We start from the raw sequence: 13,841 nt of genomic DNA on the forward strand, positions 1-13,841 counted from the left end.
ATCGCGGGCAAGTCGAATCGTCGCACCGCCACTCCCATATTAAGATTACAGGTGCCTTACCTGCTCCCTTCGCAAGCAATTGCTTGAGTGATCATTGACGATGCCCACCGCCTGCATCCACGCATAGGTGATGGTCGGACCGACGAACTTGAATCCTTTACGCTTGAACTCCTTCGAGATGAGCTCGGAAAGTGCTGAGGTTGCAATCCAGCTTTGACCATCGCCCTGGATCGGGAGCCCTCCGGTGAACGACCAGCAGAAGTCGCTGAAGCTTTCACCCCGGGCTTCCATTTCGCAATAAATCTGTGCCCCCCGAATGGTGGCCTCTATCTTCGCCCTGGCCCGAATGATGCCGGGGTCGGCCATAAGACGCAGAACGTCCTGTTCGCCGAAACCTGCAACGCTGACCGGATCAAAGCAGGAGAAGGCTTTGCGAAAGGCTTCGCGCTTTCGAAGCACGATGATCCAGGCCAAACCGGCCTGAAATCCTTCCAGCATCAGTGTCTCCCACAGCAAGCGCGAATCACGGATCGGAACGCCCCACTCCGTGTCGTGATAGGCCCGCATCAATGGATCGTGTTCAGCCCATTCACAGCGGCATCCTTTTTCATCATTCATCTTTCATCACTCATTAATACCTGTCTTCCACTGCTGCTGGTCAGCACGCTGTACAGCGTCAGGCGGTGGGTACAGTTCCGCCATCAATCACATATTCCGTGCCGGTGATCGATGCAGCTCGCGGTGAAACCAGGAATGTGATCAGGTCGGCGACCTCTTGAGGCCGGGCTGGCCGTCCAAGCGGAATGCCGCCCAGCGCGTCCATGATGATCTTCTTCCCGCCTTCATAATCTGTCCCGGCATTTTGCGCGAGCCTCTCGGCAAGCCGAACAGCAGCCTCTGTCTCAACCCAGCCTGGAGAGACCCGTACCACGCGTATGCCTTTGGGGGTCACTTCCTTCGACAGACTTTTGCTGTAGGTGGACAATGCTGCCTTCGCAGCCGCATAGGCGGTAGTCGACTCCGGCAATGGCAGTTCGTGCTGTATGGATGTGACATGAATGACAACACCTGATCCCTGTTCAATCATTGATGGGAGCAATGCTCTGTCGAGGCGCACGGCAGCCATCAAATTCTGATTGATCGCAGCCTCCCACTCACCGTCGTCAAGGGCCGCAAACCCGCCGCCCGGTGCACTCGATCCGCCAAGGACGTTGATAACGAAATCGATGCCGCCCAGACGGGCAAGTACATCATCTGCGACGGCCCGGCATCCTCCTGCCGTCATCAGATCGGCGGCGATATAGATGACACCGTCTGGAGCTGTGTCGGGAACGGAACGTGCCGTAGCAACGACCGTCACTCCCGCATTGCGCAGGGATTCGACGACTGCAGCCCCCACACCCATGGTGCCGCCTGTTACCAGCGCTCTGCGCCCCGTCAGTTCAAGATTGAAACTCACAGCGTGATCTCCGGTAGAGTCTTAAACATGTAGATAGCTCCTTCGTGATTGATCTGATCGCGTTATGCAATCTGCATTGATCCGCTAAAAGACTATGGTTAAGCTCCCCGAGCCGCAAGTACGCACAATAAAGTAAGGTACTCACTAAAAAGTATGGAAAAAGAATGGACACCCACCACGGCCGCCGATGGCGTTGAGCAGGCGCTCAAGATTCTTGAAGGAAAGTGGAAGCTGGTAATCCTGTTCCATCTGTTCGGGGGCAAGTTGCTGCGATTCTCCGAACTCGAAAGAGCAATCCCGGCTATCACACAGAAAATGCTGATCCAGCAGCTTCGTCAAATGGAGACTGATGGCGTTGTGCGGCGGATCGTCCACCATCAGGTGCCGCCGAAGGTCGAATATGGTTTAACCGATTGGGGCCAGGCCATTTGCCCGGCGCTTGATGCCTTGCTGAAATGGGCTGCACTGCGCGACGAACTCACAGAGGTTAACGTCTAAAAACCAAGCCCTGTAGCAGTTGACGAGCAGTGCGAGGCTACGTCCGGCTGCGCAGCAGTCGTAAAACCAATCAGCCATGGTGCTTCAGATACATCGCACACCCAGGGTTTACGACAACTGCGCAGCGCGCCGCATCACGTCGAGCGCAGCTTCACGAATAACCTGGCCTGTTCTGTTAAACTGCCGCGCCTTATCCATCCCCCAAGGCGCCTCGCATGTCTTCCTTGAATCAGGCGCTGCGCGCCGCCCTCGATAACCGTCATGACTTGCTGGCCGAGCTGCATGCCCAGGGCACCGACTGCTATCGCCTGTTCCACGGCAGCCAGGAAGGCGCCGGCGGCCTGACTATCGACCGTTACGGCCCGCAGCTGCTGGTGCAAAGCTTTCATCAACGCCTGGAACGTGATGACTTGCTGCAACTGCACGCAGCCATCAATCATCACCTGGGCCTCGACCTGATGCTGGTCTACAACGACCGCTCCCAGGGCAATTCGCGCATTGACCGCGAAGACACCGTATACCGCGCCGATGAAGCAGCACTGGCAGACACCGTCGGCCACGAATGGGGCCTGAAGTACCGTGTGCGCGGGCGCCATGCCGGGCAAGACCCGCTGCTGTTTCTCGACCTGCGTAACGCCCGGGGCTGGGTCAAGCAGCACAGCGCCGGCAAAAGCGTACTCAATCTGTTCTCCTACACCTGCGGCGTAGGCCTGAGCGCTGCTGCGGGTGGCGCCAGTGAAGTCTGTAACCTCGACTTCGCCGAAGGCAATCTGGCAGTCGGTCGCGAAAACGGCCTGCTCAACCCTGAACTGCCGAAGATGAAGTTTGTGCAGTCGGATTATTTTGCGGCCATCCGCCAACTGGCCGGTTTGCCAATTATCCAGCGCCGCCACAAGCTGCCCGCCTACCCGCGCATGGATCAGCGTGAATACGATCTGGTGTTGCTTGACCCGCCAGCCTGGGCCAAGAGCGCATTCGGTACAGTCGATCTGCTGCGCGACTACCAAAGCCTGCTCAAGCCTGCCGTACTGACCACCGCACCGGACGGTGTGCTGATCTGCTGCAACAACCTGGCAAAGGTCAGCATGGACGACTGGCGCGAGCAGGTGTTGCGCTGTGCAGAGAAAGCCGGACGCCCGGTCCGCGACTGGCAAGTCATGGCCCCGGCCAGCGATTTCCCGTCCATGGATCAGCAGCCTCCGCTGAAAACCTTGATCCTTCAGTTTTAATCCATTCTCTAAATACGGCGTTCGTCTCGGAACCAGAAACGCGTGCCATACTCCAAGGCACTTCCGACTGCTATAGACGACGCCCCACATGCTCAAAGGATTGATCCGCGCCCTCGGCGCCGTGCTGATTGCTATCGCACTTTACAGCGTGCTTGGCTTCCTGATCTTGCCGGGCGTTGGCCTGCGCATCATCAACCAGCAACTGGCCAACCACGCCACGGTGCCCGCCAGACTCGACCGGCTGGAGTTCAACCCCTTCAGCCTGGAACTGACCTTGTGGGGGTTCAGAGTCGGCGAGCCGGGCAAGGAACAGGTCGGATTTGAACGGCTATATACCAATCTGCAAGCCGACAGCCTGTGGACAAAAGCCCTGCACCTGGCCGATGTGCAGCTGGACAAGCCCAAGACCGAGTTGCTGTTCAACAAGGACGGTACGCTCAACCTGACCCAGCTATTCAAGCTGCCTGCCAGCGAGCCAACCCCGAGCGATCCCGAGAGCAAGCCGTTCCCGCTGCGTATCGACAACATCAAGCTGGCAGACGGCTACCTGCACTTCACCGATATGCGCCCCGGCGAACCCATCGAATTCCTCTATGACTCAATGGACCTTGAGCTGAAAAACCTCAGCACCCTGCCCGATGACAATGCCGATATGACCCTGGTGGCCGCCGGCCCTGCTGGTGGGCGTATTGACTGGACCGGCACCCTGAGCCTGGTCCCCATCACCTCCACCGGCAAACTGAAAGTCACCGACGGCAAGATGAAAGTCTGGTGGCCTTATGTACGTGATGCGTTGCCGCTGGCACTGGAAGATGGCGTGCTGAACTTCAGCACCGACTACAGCCTCAACCTGTCCAAAGAAACCGAGATGGTCCTGAGCAATGCCTCGGCCAGCATCGCCCCGCTGAAAATCAACGCCCCGGACGGGCGCCCGCTGGTGCGCCTGGAGCGCCTTGATATCAGCGACACCAGCGTCGATCTGGCCAAGCAGCAAGTAGTAGTCGGCAAGATCAACAGCCAGAACCTCGAAACCTGGGCCGCCCGTGAAAAAGACGGCCAGTTTGACTGGCAAAAACTGTTTGCCAGTCAACCGAAAAAAGCGTCGGCCAAAACCGACGAAGTGGTGACCGTTGAAGCGCCAAAAGCCGCCCCCGTGGCACCCGGCAAACCATGGGAAGTGCTGCTCAAGGACGTTGACCTGCGTGACTATCGCGTACACCTGGCCGATAAAGAGCCGAAAACCCCGGTGGCGCTGGATATCGGCCCGCTGAACCTGAACCTGAAAAACTTCGACAGCCTCAACCGCTCTCCCTTCACCCTCAACCTCGATACCGGTGTGGGCAAGCAAGGCAAGCTGACTGCCAGCGGCGACGTCAACCTGAGCCCGGTAAGCGCCAGGCTCAAGGTCACCAGCAAAGACATCGACCTGCGTATTGCCCAAGCCTATATCGACCCGTTTATCCGCCTTGAGCTGCGTAGTGGCATGCTCGGCAGCGATCTGGCAGTGGACCTGAAAAGCACTGAGCCACTGGCTTTTACCGTGGCAGGTCGCGCCCAGGTCGATCAACTGCACACATTGGACACCCTGAAAAACCGCGATTTCCTCAAGTGGCAAAAACTGGTGCTGGAGGATGTGAAATACCAGCACGGCGACAGCCTGTCCCTTGCCCGGGTCAATTTCGAAAAGCCCTATGTGCGCTTCATGATCAACGATGACCGCACCACCAATATCGATGACCTGCTGATCCCGCAACCTGCTGGCAGTACGGCTGCCAAAAGCACCGCCAGCAAGGACAAACCGCTGGGTATTCATATTGGCGCCATCGCGATCAACGATGGCTCGGCCAACTTTGCCGACTTCAGCCTGACACCCAACTTTCAAACCGCGGTGCAACAGCTCAACGGTCTGATCGGCACCATCGACAGCCGTAACCCCAAACCTGCCCCGGTGAATATCGCGGGCAAGGTCGACCGTTATGCGCCGGTGACCATCAAGGGCAGCGTCAACCCGTTTGACCCGATGGCCAGCCTGGATATCGCCACCAGCTTCAAACGTGTCGAGCTGACAACCCTGACCCCCTATTCCGGCAAGTTTGCCGGCTATCGCATCCGCAAGGGCCGGCTTAACCTCGATCTGCATTACCTGATCACCAACGGCCAGCTCAAGGCCGAGAACAAACTGGTGGTCGAGCAACTGCAACTGGGAGAGAAGGTCGACAGCCCGGATGCGGTGGATCTTCCGATCAAACTGGCCATTGCCTTGCTCAAGGACACTGACGGCAAGATTTCCATCGAACTGCCGATCAGCGGCGACCTGAACAACCCGCAATTCAGCGTGATGCCGATTATCTGGCAGACCGTGCGCAACCTGGTATTGCGTGCCGCGCAGGCCCCCTTCAAGTTCATTGGCGGGCTGATCAACGGCGGTGGCGCCGAGGATCTGGGCACGGTGGCATTCGCGCCAGGATCAAGCGAGCTAAGCCCTGAGGCGCAAAAAGCGCTGACTACATTGGCCCAGGCACTGAAAGAACGCCCGGCCCTGCGTCTGGAAATCGAAGGTACGGCTGCACAGAGCAGCGATGGCCCCTTGATTGCCAAGGAACGTCTGGAGCGCGAATACCAGTACACCTACTACAAGATCCTGCAGCGCCGTGGCGACAAGGTACCTGCCAAGGCCGGCTTGCTTACCGTACCGGACGACGAGAAAGGCCCGTTACTTGAAGGCATCTACCGCACGCGCCTCAAACAGCAGCCACCTGCCGAATGGAAAGACCTGAGCCGTGATGAGCGCGCAGCCAAGATGAGCGATGCACTGATCGACTTCTGGAGCAAAAGCGAAGTGCTGTTGCGTCAACTCGGCCAGGACCGTGCAAGCAGCATCAAGGACTACCTGGTAGACAAGGGCGGGCTGGCGGATGAGCGCGTGTACTTTATTGATGCCACCCTGGGTGAAGCCGAGAGTGATGGCCGGGTGATCTCGCCGCTGCATCTGGATAGCGAATAAACCAGAACTCTGTGGGAGCGGGCTTGCTCGCGATGCAGTCGGCGCGACCTGGAAGCCCAACCGCGGTGAGGCCATCGCGGGCAAGCCACGCTCCCACCGGGTTTCTATGACCCAAATAGAACAGCCCCCGACGCAAAACGCCGGGGGCTGTAATGGCCACATCCCTGTGGCCGTCGCATGAACCTTGTGTAAAAGCCAGCAGGCGTACTGCTTGAATCATCTGCCAGCTTTTATTTCCCCCGGTTCACCGAGTAAGGGGTTTATTCCGCTTTCAGACCGTCAGCCGATACAGCTTTAACGCCTTTGATCTTTTTGGCGATGGCTACAGCAATGTCTTTTTGCGTTTCAGTCACCGGGACCATCGAGGAAAGGGAAACAACGCCTTTGTTGGTTTCAACCTTGATGTCCGTGCCTGGAATGCCTTTTTCAGTCACAAGATCCGCTTTTACCTTGGTAGTGATCCAGGTATCAGAAGTAGCTTCCTTGGCTTTGGTTACTTCGCCGGCAGCCACTACCATTGGTGCCTGGGTAGTCGCTTGGGCGGCAAATGCAGCGTTGGCCATGGTCAGGGTCAGAGCGGTGGCAGTTGCGGCAGCGATAGCGAACTTCTTCATACGAGTAACTCCTGTCTTCTTCAAAATCTGCGCCGTCTTCTGGCTGCAGGGTTATCTGTACTATTGCAGGGCCCGTGCCAACTTTTTAAAACAAATAAAACCATATAAATCAAAGACTTATAAATACTTCAAAATAAATCGATCGTGCAGAATGCATGACCCCGGGCAAAACTGCATGCAAGTTGCGGCTTTGCGCTCATGGCCAATCGCCCATTGATCGTGACTTTATTGCGGGCATAAAAAAAGGACCCCGAAGGGTCCTTCTTTCAACGCAGGTATCGGGGGCTATTAAGCTTCCGATGCCTTGGCAGCAGCTACGTCCTTGATGGACAGCTTGATACGGCCGCGGTTATCCACGTCCAGTACCAGTACTTCCACTTCCTGACCTTCTTTCAGAATGTCAGTCACTTTCTCAACGCGAGCGTCGCTCAGCATGGAGATGTGAACCAGGCCGTCTTTGCCTGGCAGGATGTTTACGAATGCGCCGAAGTCGACGATACGCTCAACCTTGCCCACGTAGATCTTGCCGATCTCGGCTTCTGCGGTGATGCCCAGAACGCGCTGACGCGCCGCTTCTGCTGCTTCTTTGGTTTCGCCGAAGATCTTGATCGAACCGTCGTCTTCGATATCGATCGAAGCCTTGGTTTCTTCACAGATTGCACGGATGGTCGCGCCGCCTTTACCGATAACATCACGGATTTTGTCGGTGTCGATCTTCATTGCGATCATGGTCGGAGCGTTGGCCGACAGTTCGTTACGCGATACGGCAATGATCTGGTTCATCTGACCCAAGATGTTCAGGCGAGCGTCCAGGGCCTGGCCCAGTGCGATCTCCATGATTTCTTCGGTGATGCCCTTGATCTTGATGTCCATCTGCAGCGCGGTAACACCCTTGGCGGTACCGGCTACTTTGAAGTCCATGTCGCCCAGGTGGTCTTCGTCACCCAGGATGTCGGTCAGAACGGCGAATTTCTCGCCTTCCTTAACCAGACCCATGGCGATACCGGCAACCGGTGCCTTCATCGGTACACCAGCGTCCATCAGTGCCAGGGATGCACCGCAAACCGATGCCATCGAGCTGGAACCGTTGGATTCGGTGATTTCCGATACCACACGGATGGTGTACGGGAACACGTCAGCAGCAGGCAGCATGGCCTGTACCGAACGACGGGCCAGACGGCCGTGACCGATTTCGCGACGACCGGCGCCACCCATACGACCACACTCACCTACCGAGAACGGAGGGAAGTTGTAGTGCAGCATGAACGGGTCTTTCTTCTCGCCTTCCAGGGTGTCCAGCAGCTGTGCGTCACGGGCAGTACCCAGAGTTGCAACAACCAGAGCCTGGGTTTCGCCACGGGTGAACAGAGCCGAACCGTGGGTCTTGGGCAGAACGCCAACTTCGATGTTCAGAGGGCGAACAGTCTTGGTGTCACGGCCATCGATACGCGGCTTGCCGTTAACGATGTTTTCGCGAACGGTGCGGTATTCGATTTCGCCGAATGCAGCTTTCACTTCGCTGGCAGAAGGCTGGCCTTCTTCACCGGACAGTTTGGCTACAACCTGATCCTTCAACTCGCCCAGGCGAGCGTAACGGTCGGCCTTGACGGTGATGGTGTAGGCCTGGGAGATGGCTTCGCCGAACTCGGCACGGATAGCGCCCAGCAGTGCGGTAGCTTCCGGGGCAGCAGCCCAGTCCCAAGTTGGTTTGGCAGCTTCGGCAGCCAGTTCTTTGACCGCCTGGATAACCACCTGGAATTCGTCGTGGGCGAACAGTACGGCGCCCAGCATCTGGTCTTCGGTCAGCTCTTTGGCTTCCGATTCAACCATCAACACAGCTTCCGAAGTACCGGCAACAACCATGTCCAGGCTTGAAGCGGCCAGTTGCTCGTAAGTCGGGTTCAGCAGGTAGCCGGTGCTTTCGTGGTAAGCAACGCGCGCAGCGCCGATCGGGCCATCGAAAGGAATGCCGGAGATAGCCAGGGCAGCCGAAGTACCGATCATCGCAGCGACGTCCGGATCGGTTTTCTTGCTGGTGGACAGAACGGTGCAGACAACCTGCACTTCGTTCATGAAACCTTCTGGGAACAGCGGACGGATCGGACGGTCGATCAGACGCGACGTCAGGGTTTCTTTCTCGGAAGGGCGACCTTCACGCTTGAAGAAACCGCCCGGGATTTTACCCGCGGCGTAGGTTTTTTCCTGGTAGTGAACCGACAGAGGGAAGAAGCCCTTGCCTGGATCAGCTTGCTTGGAGCCGACAACAGTCACCAACACGCTGACGTCGTCGTCAACGGTGACCAATACTGCGCCGGAAGCTTGACGGGCGATACGGCCAGTCTCGAGAGTAACGGTCGACTGACCGAACTGAAATTTTTTGATAACCGGGTTCACGGTGTCCTACCTTCTTTGTGGCTCTTGGGGAACGGGTTTCTTGCGAAAGTCATGTGCAGCGTCGGGGCATCGACCCGACTCAGGATGCTTACGAAAACAGCCCCGAGGCAGCTTTCGTAAGAATCCGGCTAGTCCAGATAAAACTTGAGGCTGGAAGCCAGCCCCACGCCTGCGGGAAACCCGCAAACGTGCGACAGACAACCAGCCTCTAGCAACATCGCTATTAGCGACGCAGACCCAGGCGAGCGATCAGCGCTTTGTAACGCTCAACGTTCTTGCCTTTGAGGTAGTCCAGCAGCTTGCGACGCTGGTTTACCATGCGGATCAGACCACGACGGGAGTGGTGATCTTTGCTGTTAGCTTTGAAGTGACCTTGCAGCGTGTTGATGTTAAAGGTCAGCAGTGCAACCTGCACTTCTGGAGAACCTGTATCACCTGGAGCTTGCTGGTAGTCTTTTACGATTTCTGCTTTGTGTTCAACTGTAAGTGCCATTTGGCTTTCCTTTCAATTAGGGATCTGCTTGCGAACAAGACAGATCCAATAGGCCGAGGACAAATCCTCGTATTTAAATGTGAGATGTGACCGTGCCTAATAACAGCCACCCTCATTTCAGTCTGCGCCGGGAATATTACACCCGATGCAGCCTGGCTCCGGTCATTCCGACCGAATCAGTCGACGCGGCGCAATACGCCCGTCTTCGCTCACTTCACCGATACCGATAAAGCGACCGTTGTGATCTTGAACCCGCACCATACCGAACTTCGGAGCATCTGGAGCACGCACCGGCTGGCCATTGAGCCAGTAGAACGCGCTGGCTTCGGAGAAGTGCAGCAACGGCCAGTCCAGCAGGCCACTGTCCGATGGCATCAGGAAGCGGTCAACCGCTTCATGGCCGCCTTCGGCATGCACCGCTTCCAGCTCTTCCAGCGTAACCGTCTGGGCCAGGCTGAAGGGTCCGGCGTGGGTACGACGCAGTTCTGCAACGTATGCCCCACACCCCAATTGCTCACCAATATCTTCCACGAGGGTACGGATATAGGTGCCTTTGGTGCAGTCGACGACCAAGCGCGCAGTGTCGCCTTCGCTGGCTAGTAATTCGAGGCGGGTAATAGTAACAGAACGCGGTTCACGCTCCACCACTTCGCCTGCACGGGCCAGCTTGTAAAGCGGCTGGCCGTCACGCTTGAGTGCAGAGTACATCGGCGGTATCTGGCTGATTTGTCCACGAAATTTGGGCAAAACGGCTTCGATATCGGCGCGACCAACGGTCACTGGACGAGTTTGCAAAACCTCGCCTTCAGCGTCTGCCGTGGTGGTGGTCTTGCCCAATTGCATCAGGGTTTCATAACCCTTGTCGGAATCGAGCAGGTATTGCGAAAACTTGGTGGCTTCGCCAAAGCACAGCGGCAGTACACCGCTGGCCAGTGGATCGAGGCTACCGGTGTGCCCTGCCTTTTCGGCATTGAGCAGCCAGCGGACTTTCTGCAGGGCCGCGTTGGAGGTGAATCCAAGCGGCTTGTCGAGCAGGATGATGCCGCTGACGTTACGACGGATACGCTTGACCTGAGCCACCGGTTACTCCTTGGTGTCTTCGGGAGCGGTGGTTTCAGGGTGCTGATTGTCTTCAGCCACTGCACGCTCGATCAAAGCGGACAGGTGAGCACCACGCACGACACTTTCATCGTAGTGGAAGTGCAGCTGTGGAACGCTGCGCAGCTTCATTTCACGCGCCAGTTGCATGCGCAGGAAACCCGCTGCCGAGTTCAGCACCTTGATGCTCTGGGCGATGTCTTCAGCGGTGTCCTGCCCCATCACGGTGATGAAGATCTTGGCGTGACCGACGTCACGGCTGACTTCAACAGCAGTAATGGTGACCAGACCCACACGCGGGTCTTTGACTTCACGACGGATCAGCTGTGCCAGCTCGCGCTGCATCTGATCGCCGATACGTTGGGTACGGCTATATTCTTTTGCCATGTCTTGTTACCTGTTACTCACCCATGGGAAACCCATGCGTTCTGAAAGCGGCAAACGCCCGGCCAGACAGAAGCCGGACCGGGCGTTGCGTTTAGAGTCCGGGCCGAGCGACGGGCATTTGCATGCCGCGGCTCGTCCTTGCTCTTGAGGCTCGCGATTTAGAGGCTGCGAGCAACCTGGACCTTCTCGAACACTTCGATCTTGTCACCGACTTTAACGTCGTTGTAGCTCTTGACGCCGATACCGCATTCCATGCCGGCACGCACTTCGGACATGTCATCTTTAAAGCGACGCAGGGATTCCAGCTCGCCTTCGTAGATAACGATGTCTTCACGCAGTACGCGGATTGGACGGTTACGGTGAACAACACCTTCGAGCACCATGCAACCTGCAACCGCGCCGAACTTAGGCGAGCGGAACACGTCACGGACTTCAGCAATACCCAGGATGTTCTCCCGAACGTCGCTGCCAAGCATGCCGGTAAGGGCTTTCTTGACGTCTTCGATGATGTCGTAGATGACGTTGTAGTAACGCATGTCCAGGCCTTCCTGCTCGACAATCTTGCGAGCGCCGGCATCGGCACGCACGTTGAAGCCAAACAGTACAGCGTTGGAGGCCAGTGCCAGGTTAGCGTCGCTCTCGGTGATACCACCGACACCGCCGCCCACTACACGCACTTGCACTTCGTCGTTACCCAGGCCGCTCAGAGCGCCCTGCAGAGCTTCCAGCGAACCACGGACGTCAGATTTGAGGACGATGTTAAGCGTCTTCTTCTCTTCCTGGCCCATGTTCTCGAAGATGTTCTCCAGCTTGCCTGCGTGAGCACGCGCCAGTTTCACTTCGCGGAACTTGCCTTGACGGAACAGGGCAACTTCACGCGCCTTCTTCTCGTCAGTCATTACGCTCATCTCGTCGCCAGCATCTGGCGTACCGTCCAGGCCGAGGATCTCGACAGGGATGGATGGACCGGCTTCCTTGATAGGCTTGCCGTTCTCATCGAGCATGGCACGGATGCGACCGTAGTTGGAGCCGACCAGAACCATGTCGCCTTGGCGCAGGGTACCGTCTTGAACCAGAACAGTTGCAACAGGGCCACGGCCTTTGTCCAGACGGGACTCAACCACTACGCCACGGCCAGGAGCCGATGGCGTTGCCTTGAGTTCCAGAACTTCAGCTTGCAGCAGTACGGCTTCGAGCAACTCGTCAACGCCGGTACCCATTTTCGCCGAGACCGAAACAAACGGAGTGTCACCACCCCACTCTTCCGACGTCACGCCGTGAACGGACAGTTCGCTGCGGATGCGATCGAGGTCAGCACCTGGCTTGTCGATCTTGTTCACTGCAACAACCAGAGGCACGCCAGCGGCTTTCGCATGCTGAACAGCTTCGATGGTCTGCGGCATTACGCCGTCGTCTGCAGCCACAACCAGAATCACGATGTCAGTCGCCTTGGCACCACGTGCACGCATTGCGGTAAACGCAGCGTGACCCGGGGTGTCGAGGAAAGTGACCATGCCGCGTTCGGTTTCAACGTGGTATGCACCGATGTGCTGAGTAATACCACCGGCTTCGCCAGCAGCTACCTTGGCACGACGGATGTAGTCGAGCAGGGACGTTTTACCGTGGTCAACGTGGCCCATTACGGTCACAACCGGTGCACGGGAGAACGACTCGCCTTCGAACTTCAGGGACTCGGCCAGGGAATCTTCCAGGGCGTTGTCGCTGACCAGAGTCACTTTGTGGCCCAGTTCTTCAGCAACCAGTTGAGCAGTTTCCTGATCAAGTACCTGGTTGATGGTGGCTGGAGTACCCAGCTTGAACATGAACTTGATGACTTCGGCAGCCTTGACCGACATCTGTGCAGCCAAATCGCCGACAGTGATGGTCTCGCCAATCTGCACGTCACGAACTACAGGGCCGGTTGGGCTCTGGAAACCGTGAGCGTTGCGCTTCTTCAGCTTGCCCTTGCCACGACCACCGCGACGGAAGCTGTCGCTTTCTTCGTCGGAAGTGCGTGGAGCAACACGTGGAGTCGGTGCTTTTTCTTTAACCGAGGCACGATGCGGGGCGTTTTTGCGATCGCCGTCACCACTGCCGCGACGATTGTTATCGTCAGCGCGTGGTTTGTCCGGGCGACGCTGTTCGTCACGCTTGCGTGCATCGGCTGGAGCCGGTGCCGGTGCTGCAGCTTGCACAGGTGCAGGCGCGGCAGCAGTCGGAGCAGGAGCGGCGGCAGGAGCAGATGCAGGCTGGCGGCGCGCTTCTTCTTCGGCGCGACGCTTGGACTCTTCTTCAGCCTTTTGACGCGCAGCATTTTCTACTGCACGGCGTTCATCCATCTCACGTTTGCGCTCGGCTTCGATTTCTTCCGGGCTTTGTTGTACGAAGACTTTCTTCTTGCGTACTTCAACGCTGATGCTTTTGCTGCCAGCTACACGCAGGGTACTGGTGGTTTTACGCTGCAAAGTGATCTTGCGCGGTTCTTCCACTTTAGCCTTGTGGCTGCTTTTCAGGTGAGTCAGCAGAGCCTGCTTCTCACTATCGGTTACATTCTGCTCGGCGGCGTTGTGCGGCAGACCTGCCTCACGCATCTGCTGCAACAGGCGCTCAACCGGTGTTTTGACCTCATCGGCCAGTTGTTTCACCGTGACTTGCGTCATGCATT

General features: G+C 57.3%; 11 protein-coding genes. 3 read left to right on the top strand and 8 right to left on the bottom strand.

Features of this window, described 5'->3' with window-relative positions:
• Positions 1-45: 45 nt before the first annotated feature.
• Both ACZRMH_RS17700 and ACZRMH_RS17705 read right to left on the bottom strand, forming a co-directional pair.
• A complete protein-coding gene (locus ACZRMH_RS17700) occupies positions 46-618 on the bottom strand; it encodes a DNA-3-methyladenine glycosylase I (protein WP_464014533.1) in 573 nt (190 codons plus the stop codon).
• A gap of 58 nt (positions 619-676) precedes the next feature.
• Complete coding sequence (locus tag ACZRMH_RS17705) at positions 677-1,459, bottom strand: SDR family oxidoreductase (protein WP_464014534.1); 783 nt, start codon at positions 1,457-1,459, stop codon at positions 677-679.
• A gap of 153 nt (positions 1,460-1,612) precedes the next feature.
• Here ACZRMH_RS17705 and ACZRMH_RS17710 point away from each other — a divergent pair, with 153 nt between their 5' ends.
• The 3 genes from ACZRMH_RS17710 (at position 1,613) to ACZRMH_RS17720 (ending at position 6,190) form a co-directional block, all read left to right on the top strand.
• Positions 1,613-1,957, top strand: coding sequence for a winged helix-turn-helix transcriptional regulator (locus ACZRMH_RS17710; RefSeq protein WP_464014535.1), 345 nt, complete (start codon positions 1,613-1,615; stop codon positions 1,955-1,957).
• Between the two features lie 215 nt (positions 1,958-2,172).
• A complete protein-coding gene (locus tag ACZRMH_RS17715) occupies positions 2,173-3,186 on the top strand; it encodes a class I SAM-dependent rRNA methyltransferase (protein ID WP_464014536.1) in 1,014 nt (337 codons plus the stop codon).
• 88 nt (positions 3,187-3,274) lie between these two features.
• A complete protein-coding gene (locus tag ACZRMH_RS17720) occupies positions 3,275-6,190 on the top strand; it encodes a DUF748 domain-containing protein (protein WP_464014537.1) in 2,916 nt (971 codons plus the stop codon).
• A 260-nt stretch (positions 6,191-6,450) separates the two neighbouring features.
• On the opposite strand, the gene ACZRMH_RS17725 is transcribed toward ACZRMH_RS17720, so the two are convergent.
• From ACZRMH_RS17725 to infB, 6 genes are all read right to left on the bottom strand, one after another.
• Positions 6,451-6,804, bottom strand: coding sequence for a BON domain-containing protein (locus tag ACZRMH_RS17725; protein WP_464014538.1), 354 nt, complete (start codon positions 6,802-6,804; stop codon positions 6,451-6,453).
• A 288-nt stretch (positions 6,805-7,092) separates the two neighbouring features.
• Positions 7,093-9,198: a polyribonucleotide nucleotidyltransferase gene (gene pnp, locus ACZRMH_RS17730; protein ID WP_133078299.1), complete on the bottom strand. Its 2,106-nt coding sequence runs from the start codon at positions 9,196-9,198 to the stop codon at positions 7,093-7,095.
• Between the two features lie 223 nt (positions 9,199-9,421).
• Entirely contained in the window at positions 9,422-9,691 is a 270-nt protein-coding gene (gene rpsO / locus ACZRMH_RS17735; RefSeq protein ID WP_016783433.1) for a 30S ribosomal protein S15, read from the bottom strand.
• 162 nt (positions 9,692-9,853) lie between these two features.
• Positions 9,854-10,771 carry a tRNA pseudouridine(55) synthase TruB gene (gene truB, locus ACZRMH_RS17740; RefSeq protein WP_464014539.1) on the bottom strand — a complete coding sequence of 306 codons (918 nt, stop codon included), beginning with the start codon at positions 10,769-10,771 and terminating at the stop codon, positions 9,854-9,856.
• A 3-nt stretch (positions 10,772-10,774) separates the two neighbouring features.
• Positions 10,775-11,176 (bottom strand): 30S ribosome-binding factor RbfA, encoded by a 402-nt coding sequence (gene rbfA, locus ACZRMH_RS17745; RefSeq protein WP_464014540.1) that lies wholly within the window; start codon positions 11,174-11,176, stop codon positions 10,775-10,777.
• Positions 11,177-11,334: 158 nt separating this feature from the next.
• A complete protein-coding gene (gene infB, locus ACZRMH_RS17750) occupies positions 11,335-13,836 on the bottom strand; it encodes a translation initiation factor IF-2 (RefSeq protein ID WP_464014541.1) in 2,502 nt (833 codons plus the stop codon).
• Positions 13,837-13,841 lie beyond the last annotated feature (5 nt).

The sequence above is a fragment of the Pseudomonas sp. B414 genome (assembly GCF_055408445.1).

What these genes read in the sequence shown, in the direction of transcription:
- ACZRMH_RS17720 (WP_464014537.1), top strand. Translation starts at nt 3,275, where the DNA reads ATGCTCAAAGGATTGATCCGCGCCCTCGGCGCCGTGCTGATTGCTATC.
- ACZRMH_RS17710 (WP_464014535.1), top strand. Translation starts at nt 1,613, where the DNA reads ATGGAAAAAGAATGGACACCCACCACGGCCGCCGATGGCGTTGAGCAG.
- ACZRMH_RS17725 (WP_464014538.1), bottom strand. Translation starts at nt 6,804, where the DNA reads ATGAAGAAGTTCGCTATCGCTGCCGCAACTGCCACCGCTCTGACCCTG.
- ACZRMH_RS17715 (WP_464014536.1), top strand. Translation starts at nt 2,173, where the DNA reads ATGTCTTCCTTGAATCAGGCGCTGCGCGCCGCCCTCGATAACCGTCAT.
- rbfA (WP_464014540.1), bottom strand. Translation starts at nt 11,176, where the DNA reads ATGGCAAAAGAATATAGCCGTACCCAACGTATCGGCGATCAGATGCAG.
- infB (WP_464014541.1), bottom strand. Translation starts at nt 13,836, where the DNA reads ATGACGCAAGTCACGGTGAAACAACTGGCCGATGAGGTCAAAACACCG.
- ACZRMH_RS17700 (WP_464014533.1), bottom strand. Translation starts at nt 618, where the DNA reads ATGAATGATGAAAAAGGATGCCGCTGTGAATGGGCTGAACACGATCCA.
- rpsO (WP_016783433.1), bottom strand. Translation starts at nt 9,691, where the DNA reads ATGGCACTTACAGTTGAACACAAAGCAGAAATCGTAAAAGACTACCAG.